The 5,510-nt window shown below is 68.4% G+C and carries 5 protein-coding genes and 1 pseudogene; 2 read left to right on the top strand and 4 right to left on the bottom strand.

The genetic code is table 11. From position 1 onward, the window contains the following. Window positions 1-170: 170 nt before the first annotated feature. The 4 genes from RE027_RS17650 to RE027_RS17635 all read right to left on the bottom strand — a co-directional run bounded on the left by RE027_RS17650 (window position 171) and on the right by RE027_RS17635 (window position 3,349). Entirely contained in the window at window positions 171-1,220 is a 1,050-nt protein-coding gene (locus tag RE027_RS17650) for an LLM class flavin-dependent oxidoreductase (protein WP_368809605.1), read from the bottom strand. A gap of 163 nt (window positions 1,221-1,383) precedes the next feature. Beyond that, window positions 1,384-1,749, bottom strand: a complete 366-nt coding sequence (locus tag RE027_RS17645; protein ID WP_368809604.1) for a DoxX family protein — start codon at window positions 1,747-1,749, stop codon at window positions 1,384-1,386. Between the two features lie 205 nt (window positions 1,750-1,954). Next, window positions 1,955-2,452: a MarR family winged helix-turn-helix transcriptional regulator gene (locus RE027_RS17640; protein ID WP_368809603.1), complete on the bottom strand. Its 498-nt coding sequence runs from the start codon at window positions 2,450-2,452 to the stop codon at window positions 1,955-1,957. Window positions 2,453-2,698: 246 nt separating this feature from the next. Further along, window positions 2,699-3,349, bottom strand: coding sequence for an NAD(P)-dependent oxidoreductase (locus RE027_RS17635; protein ID WP_368809602.1), 651 nt, complete (start codon window positions 3,347-3,349; stop codon window positions 2,699-2,701). Between the two features lie 552 nt (window positions 3,350-3,901). Here RE027_RS17635 and RE027_RS17630 point away from each other — a divergent pair. Both RE027_RS17630 and RE027_RS17625 read left to right on the top strand, forming a co-directional pair. Next, complete coding sequence (locus tag RE027_RS17630) at window positions 3,902-4,918, top strand: LLM class flavin-dependent oxidoreductase (protein WP_368809601.1); 1,017 nt, start codon at window positions 3,902-3,904, stop codon at window positions 4,916-4,918. A gap of 383 nt (window positions 4,919-5,301) precedes the next feature. Beyond that, window positions 5,302-5,510, top strand: a pseudogene (locus tag RE027_RS17625) (IS30 family transposase); the annotation flags it as partial.

Genomic DNA, 5,510 nt, shown 5'->3' with positions numbered 1-5,510 from the left:
CGCCTAGAGTTCCTTCAAACCGATCGAGGTGATCGGCGACCTGCTGTTGCAATGACCGCCAGAATCCGCCGAACCCCTATTGCAACGTCGGGCTCGTGGACCGTGTCCGGTAGCCGGCCGCCCATGAAGGGTCAGCCGTTTCGTCCATGAGTACCTGTGTTCGCCGGCAATCAGGGGTGGGTTGTCTCGTTCATGAGCTCGTGGACACGGGGGGCCACCTCGGTGCCGTAGAGCTCGATGCTGTTCATGAGGTGGTCGTGTCCGAGCCGGCCCATGCTGTAGCGCATGTCGAAGCGGGACGCCCCGAGGAGCCGGAGGTTCCGGACGATCTTGCGGGCCACGGTCTCGGGTGAGCCGATGTAGAGGGCCCCGTCGGGGCCGGCGCCGTGGAGGTACTGGGCCCGGGAGTAGGGAGGCCATCCCCGCTCCCGGCCCGCTTTGTCCATGAACGCCATGTGGTGGGGGTAGACGATCTCGAGGGCTTCCTCGTCCGTCTGTGCGACGAACCCCGAGGAGTGGATCGCGATCGGCTGCTCGGGCCGGCCGAGCTCGGCCAGCGACCGGCGGTAGAGGTCCGCGTAGGGGGCGAAGCGCGCTGGTTCGCCGCCGATGATGGCCAGCATCAACGGCAAGCCGTACTGGGCTGCCCTGACCACGGACTGGGGCGAGCCACCGACACCCACCCAGGTCCTCATCGTGCCCGACTCGGTACGAGGGTAGACCCACTGGTCGGTGAGGCCGGTGCGCTGGGTACCGGACCACGTGACCGGTGCGTTCTTGAGCAGTCGGGCGAAGAGCTCGATCTTCTCCTCGAACAGGACCTCGTAGTCTGCGAGGTCGAACCCGAACAAGGGGAAGGACTCGGTGAACGATCCCCGGCCCAGGACCACTTCGGCACGGCCGCGGCTCAGGGCGTCGAGGGAAGCGAAGCGTTCGTAGACGCGCACGGGGTCATCGCTGCTGAGCACGGTCACGGCGGAGCCGAGCCGGATGTTCTCGGTGCGCGCGGCGATCGCGGCGAGGACCACCTCCGGGGAGCTGACGGCGAACTCGACACGGTGATGCTCTCCGAGGCCGAAGAAGTCCAGGCCCAGCTGGTCGGCCAGGACCGCCTGGTCCACGACGTCGCGGATCGTCTGGGCGTGGCTGACAAGGCTGCCGTCGGTGGTCGCGGTGACATCACCGAAGGTGTCCAGCCCGAGTTCGAGGGGATACGGCATGGTCTTCTCCTGATTCAACGTAAAGATTGTTCGCCGGCGCCAGGAGCCGGTGGTGGAAGCCGGCCCCACCCCGCCGGCAGGCAAGAACTCATGACGTGCAGGAACCGGCGGGGTGAGAACCGGCAGGGCGGGACACGGCAGGCAGGGCGCCTCCGTGCGCGCTCTAGCCGAGCGTGGCGAAGCCCAGGGCCGCGGCGGCGACGGACAGCACCGCGAGGACAGCAGGGGCAATGACGGATTCGTGGCGGCGGTGGTGCACGACGACGGCGCCGAGCATCACGATCGCCAGGCCCACGGCGGCGACGGGGGTGAGGATGGGTGCGATGCCGGTGGCCAGCGGCAGGATCAGGCCCAGCGCCCCGAGGATCTCGAGCACGGCGATGGCCTTGATGGCGGTGGGAGAGAAGTCCTCGGCCCACGGCATGCCGCCGTCGATGAGGGCGGTGCGGGGGCGCAACAGCTTCATGGAGCCGGCACCGAGGAAGGCGATGGTGAGGAGGATGACGATGATCCAGAGCGCGATGTACACAGGTGTCCTGTCTTGAAGAGGTGGTGAGGGCGCACAAGGGCGCGTCCCAAGAGGTGTGCGGGGCAAAAAGGGTGTGCGGCACCCAGGGAGGTCGCCGCGACCGGGCGGCAGAGCTGACGCTCGGTGACGATGACGGACCGACGGGTCGCAGTGGTGGTGGTGCGGTGGAAGTACCCCGGGAGCGGATCGCTGGTGTGCGGTCTGCTCAGCAGCCGGAGCTGGGCGGGCGGTTCCCCAGGTGGGTGCGCAGCGCCTGCACCGCGATCTGCATGGCCTCGAGCTGTTCGGGAGTGAAGGCGTCGATGAAGACCTCGCGCACGACCCGCAGGTGCGAGGTGGAGGACTTGCGGAAGAGATCAGCACCGGCGTCGGTGAGTGTGATGGCGGCCCCGCGGCTGTCGCCGCCGACCTTGTGGCGCACGATCAGCCCACGCTCCTCCATACGGCGCAGGTGGTGGGAGAGCCTGCTGCGCTCCCACCCGACGGCCTCGGCCAGTTCCGAGGAGCGAAGCAGCCGATCCGGTGCTTCGCTCAGGGCGAGCATCACACCGTAGTCACCAGGCGACAGACCCGAGGTGGCCTGGAAGTCCGCGGCCAGAGCCCGCTTCACGGCCTCGGAGGTCTCGATGTAGTCCCGCCAGACCGCCAGTTCCCGGTGCGTGGGGGAACGCCTGCTGCGAGGTGGTCTCGTGATCTCGTCCATGCTGTGCTCCTTCTGACCGGACCACTCTAACCCCATATAATTGACGTGTCAACTATATGGTGGGTGGGCCGCCCCACCCGCGTGCGGGGCGGCCCACCCGGGTCTGCCCCGCACGCGGGTGGGCATTGGTCGCCGCCCGCCACTGGGCGTCTGCGAGACACCGCTGACGGGTCCGGGACCGAGGGCACCGACGGTGGACGCCGTCCAGCGTCGGTGCCCTCGGTCGGGGTCTCCCTGTGGTGGTGCCTAGTAGGCGACGGAGAACCGCTGGCGGGAGTGGGCGGGCTGCTCGATCTCGTCGGCGAAGGCGATCGCGTAGTCCGCACCCGAGATGTTCGACTGCCCCTGGTCGTCGGCGAGCAGCACGTCGCCCCCGAGGCGGAAGGTGCCTGTGCGCTCCCCCGGAGCCCAGGCGCCGAAGCCACCGGCGGGGCTGAGGTAGAACCAGTCCAGATCGGCCGGGGCCGCACGAAGAGCCTGGAGCACCTCGGCGTGGTTGGCGGCCTCGGGGCGGAACTCGGCCGGGAACGCCTCGAGGTCCATCACCTGCGGCCCGCCCTCGGCCACCTGCAGGGAGCCTGCTCCGCCGACCACGCCCAGGCGCGCTCCGGCCGCGATGGCGGCATCGATCACCGCCGGGGTGGAGTCCACCAGACGGGGGCCACCTTCCGTGGTGGCACTGGCCGGCAGCGCGACCACGACGACGTCGGCGTCGGAGACGGCCTCGCGGACGAAGTCGGCCTCGTGCAGGGAACCGGCCATGAAGGAGACACCCTCGGGCGCCGACTCCGGAAGGCTGCGGGCGACACCGCGCACGGAGTGGCCGCGGGTGACGAGCTCGGTGACGATGTGGCCGCCGGCATAGCCGGTGGCGCCGAAAACGATGACGTTGGACATGGGGTCCTGCTTTCTCTGGTGGGTCTGGCAGATGTGGCGACCGCGACGGGCGCCACAAGGATGGTGGCGAAGCTGAGATGACTGATTCGCAGAAGACCAGGGCTGGGAGCCAGCACCTGGAACACGTTCGCACCCGATGGTGAAGGCATCCCTCTCGGGGGACGCCTTCACCGCATCGGCGAAGTTTTCCTTCGATGAGAGGACTCTAGGCCCATGTAATTGATGTGTCAATTACATGGGTGGAGGGCCTCCGCGGGACAGGACCCCTGGCAGCAGGGCTCCGGCGACCCGGCCCCGGAGGACGGGCTGGGCACGGAGGGCGAGGCCGGCCTGGAGGTCGGACCGAACCTCAGGGCCGGATGGGCCTGCCCCCAGAAGGGTCCACGCCGGACCAGTCAGGCCTGAGGTCCGCCCCACTCAACCCCGGGTGCCCCAGTAAAGCCGGCGGGCAACGCACGTACAGTAATTGACACGTCAATTATCGACGGCTACTCTACTTGACGGTTCAAGTACCAGGCGGGGCGGCCCGCGTCCCGGACAAGGGGAAGCATCATGAAGAAGATCGGTTTTCTGTCCTTCAACCACTGGAGCGAGCAGCGCGGTTCGCAGGTGCGTTCGGCGGCCGAGTCGCTGCACCAGTCCGTCGAGCTGGCTGTCGCGGCCGAGGAGATCGGCATCGACGGCACGTACTTCCGGGTCCACCACTTCGCCGCCCAGCAGGCGAACCCGTTCCCCCTGCTGTCCCACATCGCAGCGAAAACCACGAGACTGGAGTTCGGCACGGGGGTGATCGACATGCGCTACGAGCACCCGCTCGCCCTCGCCGAGCAGGCCGCGGCCACCGACCTGCTCTCCGGGGAGCGGCTGCAGCTGGGCGTGAGCCGCGGCTCACCCGAGCACGCCGATCGGGGCTACCGCCACTTCGGCCACACCCCCGCCGCGGGGTCAACTGATGCCGAGATGGCCCGTGAGCACACAGCCCAGCTGCTGTCGGCGATCGAGGGTGCACCCATCGCCGAGCCCAACCCCCAGCTCTACCCCGGCGACAGGAAGCTCCCCCTCACCCCACGGTCAGCGGCACTGCGGGAGCGCGTGTGGTGGGGAGCCGGGAACCTCGACTCGGCGCGCTGGGCGGCGCAGCAGGGCATGCAGCTGATGAGCTCCACACTGATCCAGCAGGAGAAGGGCCTCCCCTTCGATCTGCTGCAGCTCGAGCAGATCGAGGGCTTCCGCAACACCTGGCAGGAAACCGGCTGGGGATGGGCACCACAGGTCTCGGTGGCCCGGACCATCATGCCGATCGTCGACGACACCACCCGGACCCACTTCGCCGGCAAGAGCTCCGGCGGAGAAGGCGTCGGCCAGCTCGAGGGCATCAGCAGCCGCTTCGGCCCCTCCTTCTACGGTGAACCCGACCAGCTCGTCGAGCAGCTGCGCCACGACGCCGCCCTGACTGCTGCGGACATGGTCATGATCACGATCCCCAACCAGCTCGGCGTCGACCTCAACACCCGCCTGCTCCAAGGCGTCAAGGCCGTCGGCGACGCACTGGGCTGGAACACCCCCTGAGGCCACCGAGCCGATCACCCCAGCCGATCAGACCCGGCACCACCCCTGGTGCTGGGTCGCCGGGCGCTGCCCACGGGCGGATCACCTCCTGGTTCAGCCGCGGCCCGCACCTTGGAAACGCCCGGAACCCGAGGGCATCACGAAACACACGCCCCGAGCCTTTGACCGGCAACACGCAAGTGGAGTGCACCTAGTTACCCCGTTACCCCGTTACCCCGTTACCCCGTTACCCCGTTACCCCGTTACCCCGTTACCCCGTTACCCCGAGCAGCCCTAGTACGCCCGCAGGGGAACCCTGGGTTCTTGCGGTGGTTGCAACACTGAGCCTTGGGGGTGGTGTTGTGGGCGGGTACTCGATCTACATCAGGCCGGATCTGCTGCAGATGTTTTGGGAGCAGATGCAGGCCGGGGAGTTCATTACCGGGGCGGTGGCTGCCATCCGTACGAGCCGGCGCACCGCAGGCCGGGTTTTGGAGGAGGCTGGCGGAGTGCGGCCGCGTCGCGGGCGAAACCTCAAGGGGCGGTGCCTGAACTTCCTCGAGCGGGAGGAGATCGCCCTGCGCCGGGCGCAGGGACAGTCACTACGCGAGAT

The sequence above is a fragment of the Kocuria sabuli genome, from assembly GCF_040981185.1.
GTDB lineage: Bacteria > Actinomycetota > Actinomycetes > Actinomycetales > Micrococcaceae > Kocuria > Kocuria sabuli.
This window is presented reverse-complemented; position numbering and strand designations above follow the sequence as displayed.